This is a genomic window from Natronococcus sp. CG52, assembly GCF_023913515.1.
GTDB classification, from domain to species: Archaea; Halobacteriota; Halobacteria; order Halobacteriales; family Natrialbaceae; genus Natronococcus; species Natronococcus zhouii.
In genome coordinates, this window is record NZ_CP099392.1 from 248,114 (window position 1) to 274,792 (window position 26,679).

The window sequence follows — 26,679 nt, forward strand, 5'->3', positions numbered from 1 at the left end:
CACGGGCGTACCGTGACGATCTACGGTCGCGGGAAACGAAAAAAACAGTCGCGGAAGGAGATCGAACGAAACTACTCGTAGATCGGGAACTCCTCGCAGAGTTCGTCGACCCGCGAATCGACGCGATCGGCGACGTCCTCGTCGTCCGAATCGTCGAGCACGTCGACGATCAGGTCGGCGACGGTCTCCATCTCCGCCTCCTCGAGCCCGCGCGTGGTCAGTGCCGGCGTGCCGACGCGGATCCCGCTCGTAACCATCGGCGATCTGGTTTCGCCCGGGACGGTGTTCTTGTTGACGATGATACCGACGTCGCTCAGCAGCGCTTCGGCTTCTTTCCCCGTGAGATCGGGATACGACTCGCGAAGGTCGATGAGTAGGAGGTGCTTGTCGGTCCCGTCGCTGACCAGCGACAGGCCCCGCTCGTGGAATATCTCGGCGAGCCGCTTCGCGTTCGCGACGACCTGCTCCGCGTACCCTTCGAACTCGCTGGTCTGGGCCTCCGCGAAGCCGACGGCCTTGCCAGCGACGTTGTGCATTAGCGGACCTCCCTGCGCACCCGGGAAGACCGCCGAGTCGATAGCGTCGGCGTGTTCCTCCTCGCACATGACGAGTCCGCCGCGGCCCGCGCGGATGGTCTTGTGCGTGCTTCCGGTGACGAACTCCGCGTGCTCGACCGGCGACGAGTGGACGCCGGCTGCGATGAGTCCGGTCACGTGGGCGATATCCGCAAGGTGGTAGGCGTCGACCTCGTCAGCGATCTCTCGGATGCGCTCGTACTCGAACTCGCGAGGATACGCTGACGAGCCGCTGACGATCATCTCCGGGTTCGTCTCGCGGGCTTGCCGCTCGAGTTCGTCGTAGTCGATGTAGCCCGTCTCGGGATCGACCTCGTACTGATCGACGTCGTAGAGCTGGCCCGAGAAGTTGACGCTGTGGCCGTGCGAGAGGTGGCCGCCGTGGGAGAGCGAGAGCGAGAGAATACTGTCACCCGGTTCGAGAACGGCGAAGTAGACGGCCATGTTCGCCTGCGTCCCGCTGTGCGGCTGTACGTTGACGTGGTCCGCGCCGAAGAGTTCCCGTGCCCGCTCGATCGCTTGGTCCTCGACGGTGTCGACGTGCTGGCAACCGCCGTAGTACCGCCCGCCGGGGTAGCCTTCCGCGTACTTGTTCGTCAGAACGCTCCCCTGGGCCTCGAGAACGGCTTCCGAAACGTGGTTCTCCGAGGCGATCATTCCGAGTGTCGACTCCTGTCGCTCGCGTTCGTGACCGATGGCCTCGGACACGCTCGGAGCTATCCGGTCGAGTGGCTGTTCGAACGCCATACCACGAGTAGTGCGAAACGACAGTAAGTATCTTACGTGCGCAAACGTGCTGAACCATAATCGGTAACGTATGTGAGGTGATGTGGAGCGGCCATCCTCGAGGCCGGAATTTAAGTTCTCGACCGCGATACCACAGGGTACGGCTATGAAACGCACGATCAGCACCGACGATGCACCGGCAGCCGTCGGTGCGTACAGCCAGGCGACGACGAGCGGAGACGTCCTGTTCACCGCCGGACAGCTCCCGCTCACGACGGACGGCGATCTGCTCGACGACGCCTCCGTCGACGAACAGACGAGACAGTGCTTGCAGAACGTCGAGGCGATCCTCGAGTCCGAAGGCGCCTCCCTCGAGGACGTCCTCAAGACGACCGTCTTCCTCGACGACATCGACGACTTCGAGGAGTTCAACGAGGCGTACAGCGAGTTTTTCGACGACGAGCCACCCGCCCGTAGCGCGGTCGAAGTCGGACGGGTACCGAAAGGGGCGGCGGTCGAGATCGAAGCGGTCGCGGTGACGGAGTAACGCGGCCCGGGTCGTGTGCTTCGGGAGCGTCACGGCCAGCGATAACACTTACACCGTCGCTCTCGGTAGGGTTCGATACTGATGACTGAACGCGGTATCGTCGGCACCGGAGGAGCCGTTCGAGTGGCGGCAGGAGAACGACAGGCCGGTGCCGCAACGACGGTACTCGAAGCAGCACGAGAGACAGCCGACGCCGTTCGCATCGTCGAGGTCGGTCCGACCGGCCTGGAGGACGTAGAGCCCCTCGTCACGGCCACCGTCGGAGATCGGACGGCGTTCGTCCACCGATGCACGCCGCAGACCGTCCGGGACGTGGTAACAGCGGTAGCGAACGGCGAACATCCAGCGGACGCGACGACCATCGTCGAACACGACCGCGACGCGTCGACGCTTCCGGCGCCGGATACGGGACCCCTCGCAGTCGGGAACCGTCGCGTGCTCGGCGCCTGCGGCTGGGTCGTCCCGACCAGCGAGGAAGACTACCGCGCCCGCGGCGAGATGCTCGTTCGCGACCCGCCGGAAGACCTCGTCGCGTTCGCCGAGCGGACCGGAGTGCGCGGCCGCGGTCGCGGCGACGTCGCCACCGACGAGTCGGTCGCCGATTCCTGGCGGACGGTCCGCGAGGCCGACGGCGACCCCGTCGTCGTGGTGAACGCGAACGACGCCGACGAGCGGGCGTCGGCCGACGGCCTGCTACTCGAGGCCGACCCGTTCGCGGTGATCGACCCTGCCGCCGCGGTCGCAACCGCCATCGGCGCGCCGGAAGTGGTCGTCTACCTCGGCGAGACGGACGAGCGCGCGTATCACAACGCGGTCGCCGCAGCCGAGGCCGTCGAATCCCACGCAGGAGTTTCGATCGACGTCGTCGCCGGTCCGGCCGAGTACAAGGCCGGCGAGACCACGATGGCACTGGAGTCGCTCGAAGGTGCCGATCGACTCGAGGCGCGCGTCCAACCGCCGGGGCCCGCCGAACACGGCCTTTACGGTCGACCGACCCTCCTCCACACGCCGCGAACCGTGGCACAGCTTCGACACCTCGTCCGCAAAAACGGCGACGTCGGCGGCGCCGAGGGCGATCCCGGAACGAGGCTGTTCGACGTCTGCGGGGACGTCACGGCCCCGGCGACGGTCGAACTCCCGACCGACGGTACTCTCTCGACGCTTCGCGAGTGCGTCGAACTCGAGGGATCGATGAAGGCAGCCTGCGTCGGCGGCGTCTTCGGCGGCCTCACCGAGGCCCTCGACGTACCGGCGAGCGCCGACGGGTTGAACGCGGCCGACCTGGGAACTGACGGCCCCGTCGAGCTACTGGGCCGGGACCGCTGTGCGGTCGCCTTCGCGGGTCGTCGCGCGGCGTTCGCTCGCGAGGAGAACTGCGGCCGCTGCGTGCCGTGTCGCGAGGGCTCGAAACAGCTCACCGAGCTACTGCGGGCAGTGTACGACGGCGACGGCGCGATCGACGACGTTCGCGAACTGGCTCGCGTGATGGAGCGCTCGAGCCTCTGTTCGTTCGGCCGCGACGCGGCGCGGCCGGTGACGACGGCGCTGAACGAGTTCGAGACCGAGTTCGTTGCGCACGCGGAGGGCCGCTGTCCGGCCGGCGAGTGTGATCAGTACCTATGAGTTCCGAAGAAACCCCGATTCCGCGCGTTCCAGACGTTACAGACCCACAGCCACGCACGCCGCTGACCGAGGACTTCACCACGGGAACGGCGAACGATCCGGCGCTCGAGGGCGCCACCGAGCCGACGCGACTCACGGTCGACGGCGAAACGGTTCGCGTCGATTCGGGCGAAACGCTTCTCGACGCGATCGAGTCCGTCGGCGCGGACGTCCCGGCGCTCTGTCACTACGATCGGAGCGACGAGATCGGCCCCCGCAGCGAGTGTCGGACCTGCGTCGTCGAGACCAACGAGCACGGGCTCGTTCCGGCGTGTAGCTTCCCGGCCGAGGAGGGACTGACGGTCCGGACCGAATCGGCTGACGCGTCCGAGGTCCGCGACGTCAACCTCGATCTGGTGCTGTCGAACCACAACCTCCGGTGTACGACCTGCGGACAGAACGGTCGCTGCGAGCTCCAGGACACCGCCATCGAGCAGGAAGTCGAGGAGCCCCGGTACGGCGTCTTCGACGAGCGCGAGGAGTACGAACCGCTCGACGACACGTCGCCGTTCATCCGGATCGACCGCAACAAGTGCATCCTCTGTAACCGCTGCGTCGAGGCGTGCAACGACGTGCAGGTCGAGGGCGTCCTCCGGATCGAGGGGACGGGCGAGGATACCCGGATCGCCTTCCAGAACGAGAGCGAGGCGATGGCCGGCTCGAGTTGCGTCTCCTGTGGCCACTGCGCGACAGTCTGTCCGACGGGCTCGATCACCGAGAAAGGGCTGGCCGACACGGCGACGCTACCGGTCCCCGGTTTCAACCAGAAGAACTCGATCGGAGAGACGATCGAGTACGATCCGGACGAGGGCGCCGACCCCGCCACTGAGCCCGCCGAACCGGCGCCCTCGGGCGTCGCGGGGATGATGGCACGGGCCAGGCGGGAGGCCGGGAGCGCGCTCCGAGATGTCGGCGAACGGGCGCTCGTCGAGGCCGAGCACGCGGGCGAGAGCGTCGCCGCGAGCGTCCTCTCGGAGGGACAGATGTTCGACATCGCCGAGTTCGTCGCCGACCACCGCCTCGACGACGTCGACGTCACGGAAACGACCTGCGGGTACTGCAGCGTCGGCTGCCGGTTCGACGTCTACTCGAGGGACGACGAGGTGCTGGGCGTCCGACCGACCGACGCCGACCACGCGCCCGCCAATGACGGGTTCTCGACGTGCGTGAAGGGGAAGTTCGGCTACGACTTCGTCAACAGCGACGACCGCCTCGAGCAGCCCCTGGTTCGCGAAGACGGAGAGCTCCGCGAGGCCACCTGGGAGGAGGCGCTGGATCGGATCGCGACCGAACTATCCGCGATCACCGACGAGTACGGCGCCGATTCGATCGCCTGTCTCGCGTCGTCGAAGTGTACGAACGAGGAGGACTACCTCCTGCAGAAGTTCGCCCGGCAGGTGCTCGGCACCAAGAACGTCGACAACTGCGCGCGGCTCTGTCACTCCTCGACGGTCGCGGCCCTCAAACAGACCGTCGGCTACGGCGCGATGACCAACCGTATCGAGGACGTCGCCAACACCGACTGCTACCTCATCACGGGATCGAACACGACCGAGAGTCATCCCGTACTCGCAACCCGCATCAAACAGAACGTTCGCGATGGGGCGGATCTGTTCGTCTTCGATCCGCGGAAGGTCGGGATCGCCGAACACGCCGACCAGTACACTCGCGTCGAACCCGGATACGACGTCGCCTGGATCAACGGCCTGACCCGGTACGTCCTCGAGCACGATCTCCACGACGAGGAGTTCGTCGAGGCCCGGACCAGGAACTTCGAGGAGTTGAAGGAGAAGGTCGAACCATTCACGCCGGCGGAGGTCGAACGGCTCTGCGGCGTCGATCCGGACGACCTCGCATCCGCGGCCGAGACGATCGCGACCGCGGACACCTGCGTCTTCGGGTGGGCGATGGGGATGACCCAGCACTCCCACGGCACCCAGAACGTGCTCGCGCTGGCGAACCTCGCGCTGGTGACCGGCCACGTCGGCGAGCCGAACGCCGGCCTCTCGCCGTTCCGAGGCCACAACAACGTCCAGGGCGGCGGCGGTGACATGGGAACCCTGCCGAACAGCCTGCCGGGGTATCAGCCGGTCGACGATCCCGACGTTCGCGACGCGTTCGAGGACGTCTGGGGAGACCGTCCGCCGGGCGAAATCGGACTGACGGTTCCCGAGATGTTCACGGAGGCCAACGCGGGGAACGTCCGGGGGATGTACGTTATGGGGGAGAACCCCGCGCTCTCGGAACCGGACATCTCCCACGCCGAAGAGACCCTGGAGGCCCTCGATTTCCTCGTCGTGCAGGACATCTTCCTCACGGAGACGGCCGAGCACGCCGACGTCGTCCTCCCCGCAGCGAGCTTCGCCGAGAAGTCGGGGACCTTCACGAACACCGAACGACGCGTCCAGCTCGTCGGTCAGGCGGTCGATCCGCCGGGACGTGCACGGCAGGACTGGCGAATTCTCCAGGCCCTGGCGAATCGCCTCGGCTACGACTGGAGCTACGACGCTCCGGCGACGATCATGGACGAGATCAGCGATCTCGTTCCGATCTACGGCGGCATCACTCACGACCGTCTCGCTCGAGAGGGCGGCCTCCAGTGGCCGTGTCGCGACGAGGACGATCCGGGCACGCCGTACCTCTACGAGGACGAGTTCAACTTCGAGGACGGAATGGCCCGCTTCGTCCCCGCGGATCTCGGCGAACCGGGCGAAATCCCCGACGAGGAGTACCCGTTGACGCTGACCACCGGCCGGGTGCTGTATCACTTCCACACGGGGACGCTCACGCGACGCGTCGACGGGATCATGTCCCACGTCAGCGAGAGCTTCGTAGAGGTTCACCCCGACACGGCCGGCCGTCTCGGTATCGCGGACGGCCAGGACGTGACGATCGAGTCCCGGCGCGGTTCGATCGTCGTCGAAGCCCAGGTGTCGGATCGGCCCGATCGAGGCGTCGTATTCATGCCGATGCACTTCGCGAGGGGTGCGGTCAATACGCTCACGCAGAAACAGTTCGATCCGATCAGCGGAATCCCCGAGTACAAGGTCTCGAGCGTTCGGATCGGTCCCGCCGATTCCGCGGTGCCGGACGGGGAGCACGACGTTCCTCTCCCCGCCGACGACGACTGAGACGACCCCAGAAGAGGAGATGTCGGTAAACTCTTCTCCTCATCTCCGGGCGAACGGGACTCCGCGCGAGTAGTACGGCCTCGTTCCGACTGTTTCGACTCGTTCCCGTCCGTGAACGGGACACGATTTCACAGCACTATCAGTGTTAATCCGGGGCGGTACCGACCGGTACCGGAGCGCTCGATTAGCGATAGAACGGTAGCGGTCAGCCTCGCGGCGTCTCCCGCTGCGCGACAGGTGCGAGAGGAGGAAAGAGCGGAAGACGCGTTAGTCGTCAGCAACGGCCGTCGTATCCCGTTTGTCGTTGACGAACGCTTCGCGGTTGTCGACCGGGGCGTCGGGGTTCGCTCGGTCCAGTTCTGTGGGTGCGCCGAGCTGTACGCCGGATCGGTTCGGATCGGCGAGCGCCGTCTGTCCCTCCTGGACCGTAATCTCGTCCTCGAGGTGGAGTTCGATGGCCTCGACGAGCGCCTCCGCCTCGAGCGGTTGGCCACGCGCTTTGAGGTCCGATTCGGCTGCGTCGGCAGGTACGTTGAACGCACGCTGGGTGATGATCGGCCCCTGGTCGAGGTCCGTGGTCACGTAGTGGGCGGTGACGCCGGCGATCCGGACCCCCTTCTCGAGCGCCTGCCGGTACGCCGCGGCGCCGGGGAACGCCGGCAGCAGGCTCGGGTGAACGTTGATGATGCGCTCCTCGTAGCGGAAGACGACCTCCGGCGAGAGGATCTGGATGTACCGGGCCAGCGCGATGAGATCGGTTTCGTACTCGGCGAGGAGATCGAGAAGTTCGTCCTCGTCCGGCGACCCGCTCTCGTCGCCGACGTCGTGGAAGGGGACGTCGTACGCCGTTGCGAGGGGCCGAAGGTCGTCGTGGTTTCCGATGACGACTTCGATATCGGCGCCGAGTTCACCGTCGTCCCAGGTTTCGAGGAGCGCCTCGAGACAGTGGCTCTCCTTCGTAACGAGGACGGCGATCGACTGGTTCTCGCAGTTCGAGGGGAAGCGTACCTGTACGTCGGCGTCGAACTCGTCGCCGAGGTCCCGGAGGTCCTCCCGGAGCGCGTCCTCCGTGGGATCCATTTCGGACGTGTCCGCTCGGACGGTTATCCGGAACGTCTCCTCTCGGACGGCCTGATCGAGGTCGGCGATGTCGACACCGCGCTCGAAGAGGAGGTGCGTGAGGTCGGCGAGAAGTCCCGAATCGTCCTCTCCAACGATCGTTATCTCGGTCATCTCCCGGGTCATTTTTTCCACCCCTGCGTTCGCGTTCCGTTCGGTTCCATCATCCTCGGTCGGACGAGCGCTTCCGTCGCACGCCGCGGTCGCTCCTCCGTCTGCACGGACGGCTTGCTCTGTTCGTGTGGCATCCAGTCACTCACTTCCCGACCGTCGGTAATGAACCTTGGTTCTCCTGAAATTGCGGAGAGAGGATGTGTTTCCGATCCAATTCGTGTCCGGGATCCGAAACGGTGAAAAGCGGCTATCGATCCGGTCCGAACGAGGGGCGCCTCGGGCGTGAGCTACGCCCGTTCCCGAAGGTAGTCGGCGACGGCGGACGGTTCCTCGTCGAGCCCGCCGCCCTGGGCGAACGTCTCACCGCCGCCGCCACCACCTCCGAATGTCACCGTCACGTCGTTGACAACCTCGCTCGCGTCGGGTTCGCCCGTCGTCCCGACGACCACGAACGAACTTCCGTTACCGCCGGTCAGCGCGACCACGTCTCCGACCTCACCTGCGAGCGCCCTGACACGCCCCGAGACGTCGTTCGCTTCCGCATCGTCGATATCGAGGTGGCCGATCACCCACTCGGTCCCGCCTTTCGAGACGGACTCATTCGCCAGCGTCTCGAGGCGTTCCTCGAGCAGTTGGTCTCGTAACCGATCGACCTTCGCTTCGAGCTCCGCGTTCGATTCGACGATGTTCTCGGCTCGACTCGGCAGGTCCGGCACGTTCGTATCCAGCGTGCGAGCGGCTCGAGTCACAGCCTTCGTCTCGTCGATTCGCGCTCGGATGGCCGTCGGTCCGACCGCGTACTCGACGCGAACGAGTTCGGCAGCCGGGTTCGATACGTCGAGTACGTTGACGGGGCCAATCTCGCGCGTATTGCGGACGTGCGTCCCGCCGCAGGCGGCGATATCCCAGTCTTCGATCTCGACGATGCGAACGGTCTCCGCCCGCTCGGCCTCGTCCGTGAGGTTGAACACGATCTCGTCGCGCTCTCGCGCCCGCGCCGCGTCCATCTCCCGCCAGGAGACGTCCCTCGACTCCCAGACGGCCTCGTTGATCATCCGCTCGAGGGTGAGCGCGTTCACCTCGTCCGGATCTCGGTCCGTCTCGAAGTCTAACCGAACCTTCTCCGGTCCGATATCGAACCCGCCGTATCCGTGCTGATCGAACAGTTTGCGGCCGGCACCGTACAAGAGGTGACTCGCCGTGTGGGCCCGCATGCAGTAGGTCCGAAACTCGTCGTCGACCGAGCCGGTGACGGTGTCGCCCGCTTCGAAGTTGGGTTTCGTCGCCAACGTGTGGACGGTCGTTCCGTCCCGTCGCTGGACGTCGACGACCTCGATTCCGTCGATCATCCCGCAATCGGCGGGCTGTCCGCCGCCTTCGGCGTAGAAGTACGTCTTCTCGAGCTGGACGTCGGTCCCGTCGACGGCTCCGACCGGCGCCTCGAAATCCGTCACGTACGGCTCCACAGACGCGAGGTTTGCTAGCGATTCGGAAGGCATCGTCACGAGTGTCTGCGCACGAGGTTATAAACCGTTCGGGAGTCGGTGCTGCGACAAATTAATGACGGTTCCGAGAGGGTAGTTTGGTATGGAGTATCACGAGTCGGTCGACTACCTCGAGTCGCTACAGCGGCGCCGGCCCAAACTCGGGACGGAGACAACGGCCCAACTGCTCTCGCACCTCGGCCGTCCGGACGACGGAGTCGACTGCGTCCAGATCGCGGGTTCGAACGGAAAGGGCAGTACAGCACGAATGCTCGAGCGAATCCTTCGCGACGCGGGGCTGGACGTCGGTCTCTACACGTCTCCCGATCTGAACGATTTTCGCGAGCGAATCCGGGTGAACGGCCGAAAGATCCCGAAGGAGCGCGTTCGAGCGTTCGTCGACGAAATCGACGGCTGCGTCGAGCGGCTTCGCGAGGCGGACGACGGACCGACGTACTTCGAGGTGCTCACGGCGCTCGCACTCGACCACTTCGGCGCCGAAGCCGTCGACGTCGCCGTCCTCGAGGTCGGCATCGGCGGCCGCTACGACGCGACGAGCGTCGTCGATCCGATCGCCAGCGCCGTGACGAGCGTCACGCTCGAGCACACCGACATCCTCGGCGACACGATCGAGGCGATCGCTCGCGACAAAGCGCAGGTCGCGTCGGCCGGCGCGCCGCTGGTGACCGGCGCGGACGGTGCCGCGCTCGAGGCGATCCGGTCGGAAACCGACGTGATTACCGTTGACAGCGACGAGGGGGACGTGATCGCTCGCGAGAACGGTCTGGCTTCCCAGATCGAGAGCAGCGTTTCGATCACGGCACCGACGTGGTCGCTCGAGACCAACCTCCCGCTTCTCGGGCAACACCAGGCGACGAACGCCGGCATCGCGGCGACGCTGGCCAGACAGATCGCAGCCGTCGATTCGGAGACGATCGCCCGGGGGCTCCGAAAGGCCCACTGGCCCGGACGATTCGAAATCGTGTCGACGGAGCCGATAGCGATCCTCGACGGAGCGCACAATCCGGGAGCCTGCGCAACGCTCGGCGAACTCGTCGATCGGTACGAGTACGACGACCTCCACCTCGTCTTTGGGGCGATGACGGACAAGGATCACCGGCGGATGATCGCGGCGCTGCCACCGGTCGACGCGATCCACCTCTGTGAACCCGACGTCTCCCGCGCCGAGTGCGTCGACGAGCTCGCGCGAGTGTTCGATGGGCGCGCGCCAACGGTCGATCCCGCCGGGTCCGTGCTTGAGGCGACCGAACGGGCCCTCTCGGAAGCGGACGACGACGACTGCGTGCTCGTCACCGGATCGCTGTACGCCGTCGCCGAAGCGCGCGACCGGTGGACGCGGTTACAGATCCCGAAACGGACGACCCCACGGGCCGAGGACGATCTATTCGTCGACGAGGACGACGCAGATCTCGAAGCGCCGATCGCCGAGGAGACGATCTACCGAACCATCAAAACTCACCTCCGTCGAAATCAGTCGGAGCGTGTTCGAAATGCGTTCCAATCGGTCGGGGGAACCTGCGTGCTCTCCGAAACCGATTCCAGCGGCCGGCGAGTTACCGCCGTGCTCTCCGGGTCGACGGCCCAATTTCGGGATCTCGTCGCTGCGATCGATACGGACGAATTCGGACTGTCGCACGTTTCGACACAGATTCGTCGCGCTATCGCTTCGAACCGCCGGTCGTCGCAGCCTCCCTGGGGAGACGAGACGGCGCTAATGGGGATTCTAAACGTTACGCCGGACAGCTTCTACGACGGCGGCGCGTACGACGAGATCGAGGACGCGGTTCGACACGCTCGGGAGATGGTCGCCGCCGGCGCAGACATCGTCGATATCGGCGGGGAGAGTACCCGCCCCGGCGCCGATCCGGTCGCGACCGCAGACGAGATCGCCCGCGTCGTTCCCGTGATCGAGCGGATCACCGATCTGGACGTCCCGATCTCGATCGATACCCGGAAAGCAGCGGTTGCCGACGCCGCGCTCGAGGCGGGCGCAGACATCGTCAACGACGTCTCGGGACTCGAGGACCCCGAGATGCGCTTCGTCGCGGCCGATCACGATGCGTCGCTCGTTATCATGCACAGCATCGAGACACCCGCCGATCCGGACCAGAGCGCCGCGTACGCCGACATCGTCGAGGACGTCATCCACGACCTCTCAGAAAAGATACTGCTCGCGGAACGAGCGGGACTCGATCGAGATCGAATTTTCGTCGATCCGGGCTGCGGGTTCGGGAAGAACGCCAGCGAGAGTTTCGAGCTGATCGAGCGACTTCCGGAGCTTCGAGCACTCGGCTGTCCAATTCTGGTCGGACACTCGCGAAAGTCGATGTTCGAACGCGTCGACTGCCAGCCTTCCGATCGGCTTCCGCCGACGCTGGCAACAACGACGATGGCCGCCGAACGGGGTGCCGACGTCGTCCGCGTTCACGACGTGCGAGAGAACGCCGCGGCGATTGGAACGGTCCGAGCGACGAGAGACCACTAGTCCAACGGAATGACGGTCGCTCGCGGCTCGAGTCAGGATTCGGCGGTGAACGACGACGTTGGAACCGCCGGGTACGCCTCCTCGAGTTCCGCCGCTTCTTCCGGCAGCACCGCCGCGATGACGTACTCGGCGTGCTGATCGAAGTAGTTCAGGAGTCCGCGGATTCGACTCGCGTCGAGCATCTCGACCGCGTCGACGACGATGATCGGGAGCTCGCTCGCGACGTCGTAGGTGAGATAGCCTGCGAAAGCGACGACGAGACCGATCACTTCTCGCTCACTCTTGCTCAGACTATCGATCGTATCTTCGTACGCGGTGCCCTCCTCATTCGAGCGAACGATGTGAAGTTCGAACTCCGTCTCTGACGGTGCGTCGCTACTTCCTGCGAACCGTTCGATCCAGACCCGTTCGACGTTCTCGTAATCCAGCATGTCGAGCACCCGTTGCATCGATTCATTGAACGTGGTAACGAGGTCGCGCTCGAGCGTTTCGATGCGGTCCCGCTGCTCCCGGAGCCGATTTGCTACCGAATCACGCTCCGCTGCGACCACCTCACGTTCCGCGAGTTCGGATTCGATCCGCTCGATCTCGCGTTCGGTTCCGTTCAGTTCGTTCTCGAACTGCCCTCGTTCGTACTCGAGGTCGCTGACCTCGCTGTAGAGGTCGAGCAACTCGTCGTCCTGCTCGCCGGCCGCCTCGGCGTCCGCCTGGAGCGTTTCGATCTTGTCGCTCAGGGACGACCGCCGTTTCCGAAGGCGAGATACGGTCTCCTCTCGTCGCTCGATTTCCTCCTCTATCGAGCGCTCCTTTTCCGCGAGGCGTTCACGTTCACTTCGATGGCGTTCGAGCTGACGCTTGCGGTCCTCGAGTTCCTGGATGCGCTCGGAGAGCGTCTCGCGCTGAGCGCGTTTTTCCTGCAGGATCTCCTGGACAGTTCGAACCTGTTCGGCGATCTCTTCCCGTTCGACCGTGTTGCCACACGTCCAGCAGGTAATCGACCGCGACCTCGGATCAAGTTCGGCGACAACGTTCTCAGATTTCATCTCGTCGGGGATGTCTTTCCCGTCATCCAACAGCTGATTGTTCATCTCGACGATCGGACTCAACGCGTTGATCGTGGTCGTCAGCTGCTGTTTCTGGTGATGTAGCTGTTCGATCTCGGTTTCGATCGAATCAACGTCGGTCGACGAATCGGCCGGGTCAAGCTGGTCCTGCTGCTCGACCACTTCCCCCAGTTCGTCCCCGAGTGACTGGATCGCCTCGCTCTGCGTCTGGATCCGGTTCCGGACGGTCTCGCGTTCCGAGCGCTTCTCTTTGAGTTCGTCCAGCACGTCGTCCCCTCCCGTCTCCGTTTCCTTCGCTCCGATCGCGTCGTGCTTTGCCCGGAGTGCCGACTCGACCTCCTCCAGTTCGTCCCGAACGTTTTCCGACCGCGTGCGAAGCGCCGGCAGGCGATCTTCCATCCGATCCAACTCGGAACGTCGTTCGTCGAGTTCGTTCCTCCGTCGCTTGAGTCGCTCGATCTCGGCCTCGATTTCCGCAGTGTCGACGGGACGCATCAACAGTTCGTACAGGTCACCGTCCGCGAGGATACTCCGTCGGATGGGGTTCGTCTCTTCGAGTGCGACGAACAGTTCGCAGAGATCCGTCCGTTCGGAAACCAGATCTGCGTTCGTGACGACCCGTTCTCCGTCTCGGTTCGAAATCTTGAGGGAGTACTCGTCGCCGCCCGTCCGAAGAGAGACGGTACCGCTATCGGCGTCGCTCTTTACTGGGGGGATTGGTCCGCCGAGAACGCCGGCCAGTCCTCGAAGGAACGACGACTTGTTCGATGCGTTTTTTCCGGAGAGTAGCGTTACTCCGGGAGAAATGGTCATCTGTCCGTCGGAGATACCCCCGATATTTCGAAGCTCGACGTGAAAATCTTCTGGACTTTGACAATAGTTGGTTAGTGTCATGATCAATGGAGGAACGAGGGACCTATTTATAATTCATTCAACCCTCCGGAGTCATTAAGCTTGTGTCGGCATTACCCAGCGCTACACGGGTCAACGGCCGGATTGACTGTCTCGATACCGGTCTTCGACTGGTTCCCAAACAACCCAAGGAAGGGAGCGTCGAACCCTATGACCGGCATCTTCAAAACGGCAGCCCGATCGATTTTGACCGGCCATTATTATCATACTTCACACATTATTCATTCGATGGCTCGTTAGTCTTCTCGCACGAACAATTGCCGCGATCTAGGAGTCGCGTGAACTGATACTCTTCACCGCACTTCGTACACGCGATTCGTAAGCTCAGCGTCACTTCTGGTTCGCTGATCGACAGGTGACCAGCGGAACGGAGTCGATCGATCGTTCGCTCGGTAATCGCCTCGGTTCGAGACAGCAGTTTGAAGACAGTGTTCTTCGCGTCAGTTATATCGAATTCTGTGTTTCGATGCGTCTCAATCCCTAAACAGTCTCTCAGGTGTGTTCGAACTGTCTGATAACTCACAAAATCGCTCAGAATCGTATCCGGATCGAGCCCGTTTCGTTCGAGGCGGGATTGCACATCCACTTTCGTCCCCGCGCTGGTTTCCGCGTCGGTGAGAAGATGGTACAGATTCTCAACCTCACCGTCTAGCATTTCGACTCCGGAATCTCGCATCGCTGCGTCGAGTATCTGTTGGTTGTAGTATGTTTCGAGTTCTCTGAGACTAGCGCCTGCGTTTCGTCGCTCGAGCAATCGGTCGTCTAGATTCTCGAGATTCCACTTCCGAGAAATTCGGTCGATCTTGCAATCCGCCCCGGTTTCGTCAGCTCCCATGGACGTAGTACCGAGCTCATCGCTTATTTTCTTCCCGTATCTATAATGCTATCGACCGGTACGGACCAGTCCTAGCCATACTCTTATAGTGGTTCCCCGAACAGTGAGAGACATGTCCATTCGGTCGGGTAACACCGATTCGTCACGAGAACGATTCGATTCCGATCAGGGGCGACTGCCGAAAGACCGTGACCGATCAGTACCGGAGAGATGCCAATAACAGTAAAATCCTACGCAGAACACGACAAACTCGCCCTAGTCCCGACGCTACAGAGTGCGGCGGATATCGAGATCGAAGTGATTACGCAGGCGAACACCGATCCGGATTCCAACGTATTCCCGTTTCTCATCAAGTATCCCGATCTTGACGAACTCGAGACGTTTCTCGCGGGGGACCCGACGGTCGAGAGCTACGAACTCGTCGACGAAGGAGAGAACCAACACATCTACTACATCAAACATTCCGACGGTACTGAACTGCTGAGCCCCGTTGTGACGCGCGTGAACGGATTTATGCTTCGTGCGGAGACCAAATGTCGCGGATGGTTTATCCAACTCCAACTCCCGGACCGAGAGGCGCTCACCACAATCTGGGAGTACGCGAAAGAGCAGGAGATGCGTTTCGACATCATCGAAGTCTACGGACGGTCCGGAAGCGAAACTGACGTCGCGTACGGATTAACGGACGAGCAAGTCGAAGCGCTAAAAGTAGCATACGAGAGCGGCTACTTTTGCGAGCCACGGGAGATGGCGCTGAGCGACGTTGCCGACGAAATCGACGTTTCGTCAACCGCGATGAGCGGGCGGCTCCGGCGGGGAATGCGGAACCTGATCTCCGCGGCACTGATGGACGATGAGGATATCGATTGATCCCTCTCGTCGGAACGGTTCGTTCGAACGTTGATCACAGTCTTCTTCTATGAGACTCACTCTATGTTCGTTCAGAGAACGATTTTTACTATAGTTTGTTAATAGAAAGATCGTATACCCTTGAGTCCCGCCCAGATACATCTGTTTACGGAAATTACATTAATAGTAGTTGTGTATTCATAGAACGTCGTGCTTGGTTTGTAGTATTGTGCCAGACGGCAAAGGCTTGGAATCTCGATTCTGCGATTGCCGTCCTCGTGTGGCTGAAACAGTTTGAGAACGAAGAGGAATGGTGTTTTATGCCCTGAAATATACGTTTGACCGTGTTCCGAATTCCCTGTTTTTCGTAGCGCAATTGGAGCCCGCGTCGGCGAAGTGCAATCTGGAGATGGGGGGCTACGTCAACGAGAAACACGGCGTTCTCGACGTTGTATCTCTCGAATAGCTCCCGCAGGAAGATCTCAGTCAGAGCAGTTGTGGTCGTCGAAAACGGTCGTGTACGCAGGATTCTGTTTGTCTCGGGATCGACGACAGCGCACAGCCAGTACTGCTGACCGTCGATCCGAATCACAGTTTCGTCGAGCGCAACGTGATCCGGACTCGCGCCAGTTGCGGGCTGTCGACCAGCTTTCTGCACTCAACCGCGAACGGCATTTCGCGATCGTTCGACGGCGATCTCCTCTAACTTCTGAACGGTATTCGAAAGAGAGTGGTTATCGAGATGGAATCGGATACCCAACTCCATCAGTCGCCGCGGTGTCCGTTCTTTTTCCACAAAACTCAAATCGATCTAGTCGCTACGACCGCTGAGGCAGTCGATTTCTGTCGTAGACCCCACCACTTTTCACGCTTAACTAAACACGACCTCATGGAAGAGATACTACGAGAGAAGATCGGTAGACTCCTCGAGAAGACGCCCTCGAATTGACGATAACGATTCGTGGAGGCGTCAGAGAATCATCCCATTATATAGCGGTATTTGAAGGCAAGGAATATTCCCCATCAACTATCATTGGAGTGATGAACAATAGGTGATCCATGAGCAGTGCAATAGACGCAGCAACTAGTCGAACGACGCACTTACACCACGAGTGGGACGGAGACGAGTGGGCGAGCGATCGGATCGTCCAAGCGATCGCGAAGTGCGAGAACGAATCGCCGCGAGAACTCCCGCCGCTGAGTAACAGTATCAGGCCGGAAGCGCTCGACACGGCGTTCGAGTCCGACGATGGGAGCGTCTGCAGGGCGGGGTGTATTACCTTCTCGTACTACGGGTACACCGTTCTCGTTCAGAGCACCGGGCAGATTCTCATCAAGAAAAACTAAATTAAGATCGTAGTTATTAATTCAAAGTAATGAGTGACATTGGCGGCTTCCAAGATCACGTGGCGCGAATCGACCTCGAAAACAACGACATCGCGTACGAGGGAATCAACGAAGAGGATGCGAAGAAGTACATCGGCGCGCGCGGACTCGGGGTGAAGTACGTCTTCGAGCAAGGCCCGGACGTCGACCCGCTCGGTCCCGATAATCTGCTTGCGTTCATGAACGGGCCGCTGTCGGGGACGCAGGTGACGATGAGCGGACGAATCGCCGTCTGTACGAAATCGCCGCTGACCGGCACCGTCACCGACAGTCACCACGGCGGCTGGTCCGGTGCTCGGCTGAAGTGGGCCGGCTTCGACGGCCTACTGTTCGAAGGAGAGGCCGACGAGCCGGTTTACGCCGTTGTCGAAGATGACGAGGTCGAACTTCGGGACGCCTCCCACCTCTGGGGAAGCGGCGTCCACGAGACTCGCGATACGATCGAGGAGGAGGTTGACGGCCAGTACGGCAAGAATCTCTCGATGATGGCGATCGGTCCGGCCGGCGAGAATCAGGTCCGCTATGCCTGCATTATGAACGAGGATGACCGCGCGTCCGGACGTGGCGGTACCGGCTGCGTCATGGGGTCGAAGAACCTCAAGGCGATCGTCGTCAAGTCCAGCACGAAGATGCCCCAGCCTGCCGATCCGGAGACCTTCCAGGAGGGCCACCAGCAGGCGATGAAGGCGATCACCGAGTCCGACGTCACGGCGCCCAACGAGGGCGGCCTCTCGATGTACGGGACGAACGTTCTGATGAACATCACCGAGGAGATGGACGGCCACCCGACTAAGAACGGCCGGTATACTTCGGGGATCTCTTACAACGAAAACGAGGAGAACCGACCGAGTGATCTCGACGCCGAGAACATCAGCGGCGAGAACGTCCGGGAGAACATCCTCGTCGACGAGCCGACGTGTCACTCCTGTCCGGTCGCCTGCAAGAAGGAAGTCGAGGTCGACGTGATGCACAAGGGCGAGGAGATGAACGTCCGGATGGAGTCCTTCGAGTACGAGTCTGCCTGGGCGCTCGGCACAAACTCGGCCAACGACGACCGGGATCGGATTGCCGTGATGATCGATCGCTGTAACGACATGGGTATCGACACCATCGAGGTGGGCAATATCATGGCGATGGCGATGGATGCGACCGAAAAAGGACATCTCGACGACCTCAACGACGAGCTCGAATGGGGCGACTCGGAAACGATGATCGAGATGATCGAACGTATCGCCTCCCGGGACGACAAACTGGCGGACCTCCTCGCAGAGGGTCAGAAACGCGTGGCCGAGGAAATCGACGCCCATGACTGTCGTCTCGACGTCAAAGGCCAGTCCATCGCCGCCTACGATCCGCGCTGCATGAAAGGGATGGGTATCGGCTACGCGACGTCGAATCGCGGGGCCTGTCACCTTCGCGGCTACACGCCCGCTGCGGAGATTCTCGGTATTCCCGAGAAGGTCGACCCCTACGAGTACGAAGGCAAGGGCGAACTCACCGCGGAATTTCAAGACCTCCACGCCATCTCCGACAGCTTCGACATCTGCAAATTCAACGCCTTCGCCGAGGGGATCGAGGAGTACGTCCTCCAGTACAACGGAATGACTGGACTTGATTACAGCGAGGAGGACCTCCTCGAGTGTGGTGAACGGGTCTATAACCTTGAGCGGTACTACAACAACCTCGTTGGCTTCGACGGCGATGACGACTCCCTCCCCGAGATCTTCCTCGAGGAAGGTGAGACTCCCGGTCAGGGTGCGAGCGAGGGCGAGTACTGTGAACTCGAGAAGATGAAAGTGGAGTACTACGACCATCGCGGCTGGGTTGACGGCGTTGTCCCCGACGAGAAACTCGACGAACTCGAGATCGAGATCGGTCCCGGAACTGGCGTCAGCAGCGATGAGGGCAGTGCAGCAGTCCCATCCGACGACTGACGAGTGGCTGACTCACTTAAAAACAACCAGCCCGCGTTCGTGACCGGTTTTTGACTGATGCGTCTCTCGGTATCGATTTTGCGATCCGTTTCTGATTGGCGATCGCAAGGCGAAACTCGGTGCCTGAATCGCGAGGCATTTTCTCCCGTTGCCAGTGCTGCAAGTGTAGCGGGTCATCGTCCGAATTGGTTCCTCCACTCTGGGTGACCATTATCGTTCTTCTGGATTGAGACCGCGACGCGAGGGCACTTTCTAGTTCTGAACCTCCTCGGCTGGCGTGTTTCCGTCGAGAGCGTGATGCGGTCTTTGATGGTTGTAGTAATGCACGAATTGTTCAATCCTCTCGCGGACGCTCGTCCGACTGCCCACCCGCGAGTTATGGAAGCGATCGATTCGCATGTTGAGGGTGTGAAACCACTTTTCGATGCGGTTTCGGTCGGTATAGTTGACCTGCCGCTCAGTCCTAACCGAGAGAGGGCAGTCCGATAGCCGAATTGACCGACGAGAAACTCAGCGTCCGAGAGATCGTGTTTTTCGCGGAGTCGGTGAAGAAACGCAGCCGCTGGATTAGTGCTATGCCGACCAAATAACGCGACATTGAGGATCAACTTTGAGTCGGCGTCTATTGCAGCGTACACCCAAGACCAGTCACCGGTAATCTTGACAGCGGTCTCATCAATGGCGACCCGCGACGGCGTCGCCGTTCTCAGAACGCGAACCGTTCTGATGGGCCGCACGAGAGCGAAGCTCTCGTGGCCGGCGGCGGGTCGCGTCCGCTGTCAGCCAGCCGATGTACCCATTCTAGACCGCTCCATGCGAGCGTTCAACGCCTAATTCCGCAAGAATTGTTACTGTCTGCCGAAGAGACTGTTGAGGTCTTCGAGAACGAGTAAAACGCACGGTCTACTGATCACTCGATAGCACTCACCGCGACATTCCCACGCACTGGGAGTGAGGTCGACAGTTAATGTGAAACGCGACCAGATAGTTGGATGTCGCGTGCGCTCAACCGGACGCGGCTACGCTAGGCAAGACTCTCAGGCAACGACACGAAACTAGTACCCCGAATCCTGGCCCATAGAAATTCCCACCCTACCATCTTCCACCTCATCCGCCTCTTTACGATAGACTGGTAGATAAGCTCGTATTCATCTGAACAGCTGGTGTGTGATAGATCTTGGTTGCGAACTTCTCGCTGAACTCGCTCGAGCACTGCCTCGGCTGTCGTCTTCTCGACGCCAAGCATGGATTCGAGTCGCTCCGATCGGCACGCCGCAACTCGTTGGGCGAGTCGAACTCGTAGTCAATCACCTTCGACGTCACCTAGCCGACGCCGATCACGCCTTCGAAAGCGGCTCGAGTCCCGTCGCTGCGCTCGCCGACGGAGAATTCGAGCTCACACTCGCGAGTCTGTTCGTCGATCTCGTGTGCTCGTGTAACCGCTCGACGGGGTGCGGGTCGACCTCGAGCGGCCATCTCGTGGTCGAAACGGTCCAGTCGGAAACGCGGATGAGTGGCGGATCTCCAATCAATGAGCGCTGCCGGCGGCATCTCCACGCACTCGAAGGGAGAAAATTGGTCATTCGCAAAACCCTAGTACGAGAAGAGAGTCACACTACCTAATGACCTACGAACATCTAGACACAGATCTGGTAAACGAACTGCTTGAGAACGGACGCGCAAGTCTTCGTAGCCTCGCCGAAGAGCTCGATGTCTCCGTTACCACCGTCTCCAACCACCTCTCCGATCTCGAGGACGAGGGGGTCATTCAGGGGTACACGCCAATCGTCGACTACGACGCCGTCGGATACGATGTAACTGCCGTCATGCAACTCAAAGTTGAAGGCAATGCACTCTCCGAAATCACGGAGACGTTGAAAGATCATCAGCAGATGATCTCCGTCTACGAGGTCACCGGCGACTACGACGTGATCGCGATCGGCAAGTTCGAAGATACTGAGGACATGAACGAGCAGATCAAGACCCTGATTACCGATCCCGACATCAATCAGTCGAATACCAGTATTGTTCTCAATGCCGTAGTCGAAAACAAGCAGTTCCAACTTGAAACCGAAGAAGACAGCTGACTCTCCGTCACTGTAACCGATCGGTGGAAATATTCAGATACGAGGAGCAGCCCCTCCAGTGAATCAATTATCTGGTTTCCGTAAATTCTCGAAAAGAGATACGGCTCGGAGAATGTTCTCGGCGAGAGTTGGTTAAGCTGGTCCTGCTGCGGAGGGTGTCGCTCGAGGACGCGATCGCCGACCTCGGAAGCGAGGAACTCTATTTGGACCACATACTACAGGCGACGATCTTGCGGCGCTGTTCGCTGGCTTCGACGGCGGGCGACTAGGACGAATTAGGTCGGTCGCTGCCGAGAAACTCGAGCGTGATATCGGGACGCATAATTGGGCCGCTGTTTATGTAAACCGTTCAATCGTCTCGATATGACCGTATGGCGCGTTCTTCTCAACCTTCGGTTACGCTTCTCCCAACAAACGGTGTTGCCGATATCGACGCTTCCGGCTTCGACCGCAGTCACGCCTCTAAGCACTACACCAAGCGCACGAAGTTAACGATTCAGCAGTTGAAAGTCACGCTGCTGGTCGATACGAGAGCGAACGCTATCCTCGACCTGCACACTCCGTTTACAGCGAAGGGAGGAATTAGTAAGAGATAGACAACAAATTTATGAAATGAACGACAGTTCGGATATCTCTCGGCAATATACTGGCTCCACACCGCTCGATCTCCCCTTTACTCTCGAGAAACTCCAGGTCCAGTATTTGGATGACAGTGAGGCGCCTACTCTTATCATTTTCAACGCTGCAATCTTTGCTTTCGAATGCATCGAGGAGGAGTTCACCAGCCTCGAGAGTGCCGAGGTTTCGGTCTCCGAATCCCCTTACAACGCAAATACCGACGAAACGGAGGGTAGAGCCCTCTCACTGATTGAGAGCTTCGTTGAGAAGGTCGCATTTGTTGAGAAGACGACAGCGTCACGCCAGCCATAGGTGTCAGTGAATTCCCATTGCTTTGATCTGTTCCTGATATCGATTGCGGATGGTGACTTCAGTAACTTGTGCGACGTCTGCAACCTCGCGTTGGGTTCGCTTCTCGTTACACAGCAATGAGGCAGCATAGATTGCCGCAGCCGCATACCCTGTTGGCGATTTCCCTGACAACAGTCCTTGCTCCGCAGTAACATCGATAATTTCCCTCGCCTTGGCTTGGACGGTCTCACTCGAGTCGAGCTCGGAACAAAATCGCGGAACGTACTCTTTCGGATCAACTGGCTTCATCTCGAGAGCGAGCTCTTCGGCGATATACCGATATGTCCGTCCGATTTCTTTGCGTTTGACCCGTGAGACATCGGCAACCTCTTCCAAGCTTCGCGGAATCTCCTCCTGGCGGCAGGCAGCATACAGGCAGCCCGTGGCGACCCCCTCGATTGAGCGCCCACGGATCAGGTCTTCATTCAGTGCCCGTCGGTAGGTCATGGACGCGACCTCGCGAACCGATCGTGGAACGCCGAGCGCGCTCGACATCCGGTCGATTTCACTGAGCGCGAACTGGAGATTCCGCTCGCCAGCATCTTTCGTCCGGATACGCTCTTGCCACTTTCGTAGGCGATTCATCTGACTCTGTTTGTCCGCAGACAGCGACCGGCCGTAGGCGTCTTTGTCCTTCCAGTCGATTTGGGTCGTGAGCCCTTTATCGTGCATCGTCTGGGTGGTTGGCGCCCCTACACGGGACTTGCTTTCGCGTTCAGAGTGATTGAACGCTCGCCATTCTGGTCCCCGATCGATGTTCGGTACTTCGCTAATCAATCCACAGTCTTCACAGACGAGTTCACCCTGGTCTTCGCTCGTAACGAGATTCCGTGATTCACATTCGTCGCACGTGCGCTCATTCTCAGATTCATCCACTACAGTCTCTGATTCCAAGTTCCGCTGACCAGTGGGGCGCTGCATGAGAACAGATACACGGCCACAGGGCTTTAAGAGCTCGTTCGCTCTATGAACGAGATTCTGAGTTGCTAGTATCGGGAGTTATAGTACCAACTGAAACGATTTCCACACCGATCGAACTGTCCGCGGTTCTCGCTTGCTTCGTTCGCTCCGAACCGCGCTCCCGTCGGGCGATCGGGTGTGCACTGACTTTCAGTGGCTACTAGAGGCTGTCGACGTTACTTTGACGTCACCGCTTCCAGTGACAACCACATCGTATCCCGCATACTCGAACGAAACTGACTCGAGACCGGAGTGGCGTTCTGAGGCAACCAGATCATTCAACGCTTCTGCGTTGATCACGTTGTTGAGCGGCGGGAGCTCGAACGGGTTCGCACCGGAAATCTCAGCGACCGCAGAAACAACAGCGACCACAGGCGTCGTCTCAGAATCCAAGGAGTGTGTTGTCACAGCATTCGTCTTCTGGGTACCTGTCTCGGTCATTGGGCAGACTGCCACGTTCGAGTATAAGTGTGTTCTCAAACAGCTAGACAATTTCCTGTGGTTGATCATTCAAAACTGACACACCCCATCTACTTATTCGGGACCGCATAAGAAAATTCAGGGAAATACAGGATTAAATAAAAGATTAAACTTTCGAGCACACTGGTTTTTGATATGTACGACCTCACCGGTTTCCAGCGTAATCTGCTCTACACGGTAGCAGGCCTCGACGAGCCCCGTGGGCTTGCGATCAAAGAAGAGATTGAAAACTACTACGAGAGAGAAATTTATCACGGTCGACTCTATCCCAACTTGGGTACTGCCTAGCTCTGAACCTCCTCGGCTGGCGTGTTTCCGTCGAGCGATTGATGCGGTCTCCGGCGGTTGTAGTAATGCGCGAACTGTTCAATCCATTCGCGTGCGCTCGACCGACTGCCGACCCACGAGTTACGGAAACGGTCGATCCGCATATCGAGGGTGTGAAACTACTTTTCGATGCGGTTTCGGTCAGTAGAGTCCACCCGACCGTTCGATCCTAATCGACAGAGGACAGTCCGATAGCCGAATTGATCGACGAGAAACTCAGCGTCCGTGAGATCGTGTTTTTCGCGGAGTCCATGCAGAACGTGCAGCCGATGAGACAGGTGACGCCAATTCTGAAGCCACGGACGTCAGTGAGGCGAGTGCAATCTCATATGCCGTCGTCACTACTCACGATGCTGGCGGTGCGGGCTCCTTCTGAATCTCGCCATCGGCCACTATCTCTCGTCCGACGCCATCGAACGTCACGTCGCCGTAGGTCACCCGACTTCCCTCCCCCGAGTAGATGCCAGCCCCACCGCACTCCGCTGCGTGGGCCCGCGTGAGTGTTGCCTCGACATTCTCGCGGAAACGGAACGCCTGACGCGTCATCCCCGTCACCGTGACATCGCTCATTTCCAGATCGCTCATCTCCTCGAAGATGATCCCGTTCGTAAACGCCCCGTCGACGGTCACGTTCGAGAGTTCGGCCTCGTCGACCCCGGCGGCATAGATCCCCGCGCCGGCAGCCACCCCGCGCTCAGTCGTCCTGATCGTGACATCGTCAATCGTCACCCCTCGCCGGCCGCCGTCACTGGAGCCGAGCGTGATCCCGCGCGCGTTGTCGATGCACGATACCCCGTCGATCGTCAGATCAGCAAGTGCCTCGCCCCGATCGGCTCTGATCGCCGTGTACTGACAGCCAAGAATGGAGCCATCGGTGATAGTGATCGACTCGGTTTTCCCACGGTGGAGCTGGACGCCGTAGGTGGCGCCGTTCTTCGGCGCGATCTCGAAGTCTCTGAGGGTGCACGCTTTCGTCGGCGTCTCGTCGTCCATGGCGAGCGTGCGCGTCTCGCCATCCCAGATGCCGTTCCGGGTGATTCCTGCCTGTTGCACGTCGAACTGGATCGGTGTGTCCGAGGCACTGTCCCCGCCCCGGCTGGCCCAGTAGCCATCCACAACGACGTTTCGTGACGAGACGATGTCGATGTGATGGCAATAGGTGGCGTCGCCGTAGATGTTCTCCAGTCGAACGGTATCAGCATGCGCGGGCATGATGCCGTTCGTCTCCGGCGTGTCGACGCGGACGTTGGCAACCCCCCAGTTCGATGCGCCGGTGTAGCCGGGCTGGTCGTACCCCCTGTTGGAGAGCAAGGCGCCGCCGCGCTCCCAGATGGACCGTGTCCCTTCGAAGACCGTCGAGCGACCTGCTCCCACGAGGAGTGTCTCGTCGCCCACCAGCGGCGTCCGCTCGAAGAGATATCGCCCGGGTGGGAAATACACGATCCCACCGCCAGCTCGGTCGACCGTCTCGAGGAGCTCGTGGACGGCGTGTCCGACCTTGGTTCTCCCATCGCCCGTGATCTCGTGCGCCTCGACGTTCCATACGGCCCGGTCTTCAAACTGGTCGGCGAGTGCCTCGACTTCGGTAGGTACCTCAGTAGCTGTCCGGTCCGATGCCCCGGATTCGGCAGCCGTGCACCCCACCAGTGCCCCGCAGCCGCCAATCACGGTCCGAAGAACGTCTCGTCGCCGCAGCCCGGAATAAGACATAATACCTGACTATCGCTACTTTCTATGAATGATCGGTAAAAGTCTTCTGGGGAAGCAGTCTGAAACCGGTCTTCGGCCGTTCGCCCCGGTCGACTGCATCGCTCGCCTCGACGAGGGTGTACTCGAACACCGCGTTAAACGGATCGTCCTAGGTAGTCTCGTCGTTTCGGTCACCGCGTTCGGTCCGCCTGCGCAACTCCTCGAGCTCGTCGCTCATGTTTGCACCTCCAAGTGCTGTGAATTCGTGTCGCGTTCTCGAGGAACACCCGCGGGCGCGGGTCGCCGTCTGCGACGGTTCCTCGAAGGCAAACAGTGTCTGGCCGTCGTCGGCAACGTTGCGGATGTCCTGGTTCCCCGAAACGTGCGCGGAGGCGATCGCTCCCGTATACGCCTCGAGGATCGCGTCGGTGGGCGACGTGCGCTGATCGACCTTGTTCGGCCGTACCGTCGCGAGTTCGACGCTGATACCGTGGTGATCGACGATCTTCTCGACGTCGCGCTCGAGCGCGGCCGCTTGCTCGCTCTCGAAGCGGCCCATCTCGACAGGTGCGATCAGGTAGCGTGATACCCGTTTCCAGTAGGAATGTTTGCCGGCGGGATCGACGGGCAGGATGTTCTCGACCGGATTAGCAGTCAGCACAACGCCGAAATACACCGTCGATGTTACGCGAGAGTCCGTTGGGGGGTTCGTGGGTGGGCAGTCGGGCGAGCGTCCGAGAGTGGATTGAACAGTTCGCGCATTGCTACAACCATCAAAGACCGCATCAAATTCTCAATGGAAAAACGCTAGTCGAGGAGGTTCAGAACTAGACAGTGCCAACTGAACCTTCTATATGGCACTGTCATAGTACACAAACATACAATCGAATGCGGGAAAAACATCAAATACATTTTCGTTGAATTCTCTCGTGAGATGGACGACCTTACCGGCTTCCAACGCGACCTCCTGTACGTTATCGCAGGCGCCGACCAGCCGTCCGGCCAAGAAGTCAAGGATGAAATCGAGCAGTATTACAGCTCCGAGATCAATCATGGCCGGCTGTACCCTAACCTGGACACCCTCGTTAACAAAGAGGTCGTCGAGAAGGGCGAACTCGACAGGCGAACGAACTACTACACCATTACTGACGCGGGAGAGCAAATAGTTCAGGAACGACGGGATTGGGAGAGCCAGTACGTCGAACTGTGAGAGAAGTGCTCACACTCGTTCGGCCGCCGAGTTCGCACGCTCCTACTATTTAGTCGGTAAGAAGGCTTATACCCGCAGGGAACTGTTCAAACCATCCAGGCTACCCATCCTTA

At 60.5% G+C, this 26,679-nt stretch carries 21 protein-coding genes and 5 pseudogenes; 14 read left to right on the forward strand and 12 right to left on the reverse strand.

Annotation, left to right across the window (positions count from 1 at the left end; translation table 11 throughout):
* Window positions 1-71: 71 nt before the first annotated feature.
* Window positions 72-1,322: a serine hydroxymethyltransferase gene (locus NED97_RS20780; protein ID WP_252490711.1), complete on the reverse strand. Its 1,251-nt coding sequence runs from the start codon at window positions 1,320-1,322 to the stop codon at window positions 72-74.
* Window positions 1,323-1,467: 145 nt separating this feature from the next.
* Here NED97_RS20780 and NED97_RS20785 point away from each other — a divergent pair, with 145 nt between their 5' ends.
* From NED97_RS20785 to fdhF, 3 genes are all read left to right on the forward strand, one after another.
* Complete coding sequence (locus NED97_RS20785; RefSeq protein ID WP_252490712.1) at window positions 1,468-1,848, forward strand: Rid family detoxifying hydrolase; 381 nt, start codon at window positions 1,468-1,470, stop codon at window positions 1,846-1,848.
* A gap of 81 nt (window positions 1,849-1,929) precedes the next feature.
* On the forward strand, window positions 1,930-3,471 hold the full coding sequence (locus NED97_RS20790) for an NADH-ubiquinone oxidoreductase-F iron-sulfur binding region domain-containing protein (protein WP_252490713.1): 1,542 nt from the start codon (window positions 1,930-1,932) through the stop codon (window positions 3,469-3,471).
* Window positions 3,468-6,641 (forward strand): formate dehydrogenase subunit alpha, encoded by a 3,174-nt coding sequence (gene fdhF / locus NED97_RS20795; protein ID WP_252490714.1) that lies wholly within the window; start codon window positions 3,468-3,470, stop codon window positions 6,639-6,641. The genes NED97_RS20790 and fdhF overlap by 4 nt, the downstream gene beginning before the upstream one ends.
* Window positions 6,642-6,908: 267 nt before the next feature.
* On the opposite strand, the gene NED97_RS20800 is transcribed toward fdhF, so the two are convergent.
* Both NED97_RS20800 and NED97_RS20805 read right to left on the reverse strand, forming a co-directional pair.
* Window positions 6,909-7,886: a formyltetrahydrofolate deformylase gene (locus tag NED97_RS20800; protein ID WP_252490715.1), complete on the reverse strand. Its 978-nt coding sequence runs from the start codon at window positions 7,884-7,886 to the stop codon at window positions 6,909-6,911.
* 275 nt (window positions 7,887-8,161) lie between these two features.
* Window positions 8,162-9,373, reverse strand: coding sequence for an alanyl-tRNA editing protein (locus NED97_RS20805; RefSeq protein ID WP_252490716.1), 1,212 nt, complete (start codon window positions 9,371-9,373; stop codon window positions 8,162-8,164).
* 88 nt (window positions 9,374-9,461) lie between these two features.
* Here NED97_RS20805 and folP point away from each other — a divergent pair, with 88 nt between their 5' ends.
* On the forward strand, window positions 9,462-11,864 hold the full coding sequence (gene folP / locus NED97_RS20810) for a dihydropteroate synthase (RefSeq protein ID WP_252490717.1): 2,403 nt from the start codon (window positions 9,462-9,464) through the stop codon (window positions 11,862-11,864).
* A gap of 32 nt (window positions 11,865-11,896) precedes the next feature.
* Here the strand turns inward: folP and NED97_RS20815 are convergent, their stop codons facing one another.
* Both NED97_RS20815 and rdfA read right to left on the reverse strand, forming a co-directional pair.
* Window positions 11,897-13,822: an archaea-specific SMC-related protein gene (locus tag NED97_RS20815; RefSeq protein ID WP_345781245.1), complete on the reverse strand. Its 1,926-nt coding sequence runs from the start codon at window positions 13,820-13,822 to the stop codon at window positions 11,897-11,899.
* A gap of 235 nt (window positions 13,823-14,057) precedes the next feature.
* A complete protein-coding gene (rdfA, locus tag NED97_RS23275; RefSeq protein WP_345781246.1) occupies window positions 14,058-14,675 on the reverse strand; it encodes a rod-determining factor RdfA in 618 nt (205 codons plus the stop codon).
* 210 nt (window positions 14,676-14,885) lie between these two features.
* Here rdfA and NED97_RS20820 point away from each other — a divergent pair, with 210 nt between their 5' ends.
* On the forward strand, window positions 14,886-15,545 hold the full coding sequence (locus tag NED97_RS20820; protein ID WP_252490719.1) for a helix-turn-helix domain-containing protein: 660 nt from the start codon (window positions 14,886-14,888) through the stop codon (window positions 15,543-15,545).
* 154 nt (window positions 15,546-15,699) lie between these two features.
* Here the strand turns inward: NED97_RS20820 and NED97_RS20825 are convergent.
* Window positions 15,700-16,335: pseudogene (locus NED97_RS20825) on the reverse strand (IS6 family transposase).
* A 248-nt stretch (window positions 16,336-16,583) separates the two neighbouring features.
* On the opposite strand from NED97_RS20825, the gene NED97_RS20830 reads away from it, so the two are divergent.
* Window positions 16,584-16,871, forward strand: coding sequence for a HalOD1 output domain-containing protein (locus NED97_RS20830; protein ID WP_252490720.1), 288 nt, complete (start codon window positions 16,584-16,586; stop codon window positions 16,869-16,871).
* 29 nt (window positions 16,872-16,900) lie between these two features.
* Window positions 16,901-18,844, forward strand: a complete 1,944-nt coding sequence (locus NED97_RS20835; protein ID WP_252490721.1) for an aldehyde ferredoxin oxidoreductase family protein — start codon at window positions 16,901-16,903, stop codon at window positions 18,842-18,844.
* Window positions 18,845-19,096: 252 nt separating this feature from the next.
* On the opposite strand, the pseudogene NED97_RS20840 reads toward NED97_RS20835, so the two are convergent.
* Window positions 19,097-19,711, reverse strand: a pseudogene (locus tag NED97_RS20840) (IS6 family transposase); the annotation flags it as partial.
* A 755-nt stretch (window positions 19,712-20,466) separates the two neighbouring features.
* Here NED97_RS20840 and lrp point away from each other — a divergent pair.
* The 4 genes and pseudogenes from lrp (at window position 20,467) to NED97_RS20860 (ending at window position 21,861) form a co-directional block, all read left to right on the forward strand.
* The gene (gene lrp / locus NED97_RS20845) at window positions 20,467-20,931 is read left to right on the forward strand and encodes an HTH-type transcriptional regulator Lrp (RefSeq protein ID WP_252490722.1); all 465 of its coding nucleotides are present in this window, start codon (window positions 20,467-20,469) and stop codon (window positions 20,929-20,931) included.
* 128 nt (window positions 20,932-21,059) lie between these two features.
* A complete protein-coding gene (locus NED97_RS20850) occupies window positions 21,060-21,200 on the forward strand; it encodes a hypothetical protein (RefSeq protein ID WP_252490723.1) in 141 nt (46 codons plus the stop codon).
* 67 nt (window positions 21,201-21,267) lie between these two features.
* Window positions 21,268-21,506 (forward strand): annotated as a pseudogene (locus tag NED97_RS20855) (IS5/IS1182 family transposase); the annotation flags it as partial.
* Between the two features lie 37 nt (window positions 21,507-21,543).
* Complete coding sequence (locus tag NED97_RS20860; protein WP_252490724.1) at window positions 21,544-21,861, forward strand: hypothetical protein; 318 nt, start codon at window positions 21,544-21,546, stop codon at window positions 21,859-21,861.
* Window positions 21,862-21,864: 3 nt separating this feature from the next.
* Here the strand turns inward: NED97_RS20860 and NED97_RS20865 are convergent, their stop codons facing one another.
* Window positions 21,865-22,821 carry a transcription initiation factor IIB gene (locus tag NED97_RS20865; protein WP_252490725.1) on the reverse strand — a complete coding sequence of 319 codons (957 nt, stop codon included), beginning with the start codon at window positions 22,819-22,821 and terminating at the stop codon, window positions 21,865-21,867.
* A 189-nt stretch (window positions 22,822-23,010) separates the two neighbouring features.
* Window positions 23,011-23,301 carry a HalOD1 output domain-containing protein gene (locus NED97_RS20870; protein WP_252490726.1) on the reverse strand — a complete coding sequence of 97 codons (291 nt, stop codon included), beginning with the start codon at window positions 23,299-23,301 and terminating at the stop codon, window positions 23,011-23,013.
* Between the two features lie 174 nt (window positions 23,302-23,475).
* On the opposite strand from NED97_RS20870, the pseudogene NED97_RS20875 reads away from it, so the two are divergent.
* Window positions 23,476-23,622, forward strand: a pseudogene (locus NED97_RS20875) (PadR family transcriptional regulator); the annotation flags it as partial.
* A 2-nt stretch (window positions 23,623-23,624) separates the two neighbouring features.
* On the opposite strand, the pseudogene NED97_RS20880 reads toward NED97_RS20875, so the two are convergent.
* From NED97_RS20880 to NED97_RS20890, 3 genes and pseudogenes are all read right to left on the reverse strand, one after another.
* A pseudogene (locus NED97_RS20880) lies at window positions 23,625-23,924 on the reverse strand (integrase core domain-containing protein); the annotation flags it as partial.
* 88 nt (window positions 23,925-24,012) lie between these two features.
* Complete coding sequence (locus tag NED97_RS20885) at window positions 24,013-25,377, reverse strand: glycoside hydrolase family 55 protein (RefSeq protein ID WP_252490727.1); 1,365 nt, start codon at window positions 25,375-25,377, stop codon at window positions 24,013-24,015.
* 148 nt (window positions 25,378-25,525) lie between these two features.
* Window positions 25,526-25,915 (reverse strand): hypothetical protein, encoded by a 390-nt coding sequence (locus NED97_RS20890; protein WP_252490728.1) that lies wholly within the window; start codon window positions 25,913-25,915, stop codon window positions 25,526-25,528.
* 122 nt (window positions 25,916-26,037) lie between these two features.
* On the opposite strand from NED97_RS20890, the gene NED97_RS20895 reads away from it, so the two are divergent.
* Together NED97_RS20895 and NED97_RS20900 are read left to right on the forward strand one after the other, a co-directional pair.
* Window positions 26,038-26,187: an integrase core domain-containing protein gene (locus NED97_RS20895; protein ID WP_382207823.1), complete on the forward strand. Its 150-nt coding sequence runs from the start codon at window positions 26,038-26,040 to the stop codon at window positions 26,185-26,187.
* 103 nt (window positions 26,188-26,290) lie between these two features.
* Window positions 26,291-26,566, forward strand: coding sequence for a PadR family transcriptional regulator (locus tag NED97_RS20900; RefSeq protein ID WP_252490729.1), 276 nt, complete (start codon window positions 26,291-26,293; stop codon window positions 26,564-26,566).
* Window positions 26,567-26,679: the final 113 nt, after the last annotated feature.

What these genes read in the sequence shown, in the direction of transcription:
- rdfA (WP_345781246.1), bottom strand. Translation starts at nt 14,675, where the DNA reads ATGGGAGCTGACGAAACCGGGGCGGATTGCAAGATCGACCGAATTTCT.
- NED97_RS20870 (WP_252490726.1), bottom strand. Translation starts at nt 23,301, where the DNA reads ATGACCGAGACAGGTACCCAGAAGACGAATGCTGTGACAACACACTCC.
- NED97_RS20890 (WP_252490728.1), bottom strand. Translation starts at nt 25,915, where the DNA reads ATGGGCCGCTTCGAGAGCGAGCAAGCGGCCGCGCTCGAGCGCGACGTC.
- NED97_RS20885 (WP_252490727.1), bottom strand. Translation starts at nt 25,377, where the DNA reads ATGTCTTATTCCGGGCTGCGGCGACGAGACGTTCTTCGGACCGTGATT.
- NED97_RS20815 (WP_345781245.1), bottom strand. Translation starts at nt 13,822, where the DNA reads ATGACACTAACCAACTATTGTCAAAGTCCAGAAGATTTTCACGTCGAG.
- NED97_RS20800 (WP_252490715.1), bottom strand. Translation starts at nt 7,886, where the DNA reads ATGACCCGGGAGATGACCGAGATAACGATCGTTGGAGAGGACGATTCG.
- folP (WP_252490717.1), top strand. Translation starts at nt 9,462, where the DNA reads ATGGAGTATCACGAGTCGGTCGACTACCTCGAGTCGCTACAGCGGCGC.
- NED97_RS20835 (WP_252490721.1), top strand. Translation starts at nt 16,901, where the DNA reads ATGAGTGACATTGGCGGCTTCCAAGATCACGTGGCGCGAATCGACCTC.
- NED97_RS20900 (WP_252490729.1), top strand. Translation starts at nt 26,291, where the DNA reads ATGGACGACCTTACCGGCTTCCAACGCGACCTCCTGTACGTTATCGCA.
- NED97_RS20805 (WP_252490716.1), bottom strand. Translation starts at nt 9,373, where the DNA reads ATGCCTTCCGAATCGCTAGCAAACCTCGCGTCTGTGGAGCCGTACGTG.
- NED97_RS20785 (WP_252490712.1), top strand. Translation starts at nt 1,468, where the DNA reads ATGAAACGCACGATCAGCACCGACGATGCACCGGCAGCCGTCGGTGCG.
- NED97_RS20790 (WP_252490713.1), top strand. Translation starts at nt 1,930, where the DNA reads ATGACTGAACGCGGTATCGTCGGCACCGGAGGAGCCGTTCGAGTGGCG.
- NED97_RS20895 (WP_382207823.1), top strand. Translation starts at nt 26,038, where the DNA reads ATGTTACGCGAGAGTCCGTTGGGGGGTTCGTGGGTGGGCAGTCGGGCG.
- fdhF (WP_252490714.1), top strand. Translation starts at nt 3,468, where the DNA reads ATGAGTTCCGAAGAAACCCCGATTCCGCGCGTTCCAGACGTTACAGAC.
- NED97_RS20860 (WP_252490724.1), top strand. Translation starts at nt 21,544, where the DNA reads ATGAACGACAGTTCGGATATCTCTCGGCAATATACTGGCTCCACACCG.
- NED97_RS20865 (WP_252490725.1), bottom strand. Translation starts at nt 22,821, where the DNA reads ATGCAGCGCCCCACTGGTCAGCGGAACTTGGAATCAGAGACTGTAGTG.
- NED97_RS20820 (WP_252490719.1), top strand. Translation starts at nt 14,886, where the DNA reads ATGCCAATAACAGTAAAATCCTACGCAGAACACGACAAACTCGCCCTA.
- lrp (WP_252490722.1), top strand. Translation starts at nt 20,467, where the DNA reads ATGACCTACGAACATCTAGACACAGATCTGGTAAACGAACTGCTTGAG.
- NED97_RS20780 (WP_252490711.1), bottom strand. Translation starts at nt 1,322, where the DNA reads ATGGCGTTCGAACAGCCACTCGACCGGATAGCTCCGAGCGTGTCCGAG.
- NED97_RS20830 (WP_252490720.1), top strand. Translation starts at nt 16,584, where the DNA reads ATGAGCAGTGCAATAGACGCAGCAACTAGTCGAACGACGCACTTACAC.